This window comes from Clostridium sp. C105KSO13, from assembly GCF_001517425.1.
Lineage (GTDB): Bacteria > Bacillota > Clostridia > Lachnospirales > Lachnospiraceae > Muricomes.
On the sequence record NZ_FBWL01000011.1, the window covers coordinates 1 to 296 of the forward strand.

The 296-nt window shown below is 35.1% G+C and carries 1 protein-coding gene; it reads right to left on the reverse strand.

All coding sequences use genetic code 11. The annotated features are described in order from the left end of the window. Positions 1-296 (reverse strand): IS3 family transposase (locus BN3456_RS00030; protein ID WP_141654460.1); only part of this gene is annotated, 296 nt, incomplete at both ends.

Below are 296 nucleotides of genomic sequence, written 5' to 3' on the forward strand. Positions count from 1 at the left end.
TTATGTCAGTAACCCATTTTTGATTTATTGTTGTAGCATTAAAATCACGATTTAGTATGTTTTCCTTATCATCAGGAACCTTACCCTGATTATTTTGATACTTATATTTGCGTACTACAACACTGCGAAGACCTAGCTTAGCCATATGTCTTTGCACTCTTTTGACAGAACATGGGATACCAGCCTCTTCAAGATCTCGCTGTATCTTAATAGCACCATAACGCCCCTTAGATCTGTTATAGTAAAATTGAACTTCATCACTAAATTTGTTGTAGTCAATTTCTCTTTGAGATGTC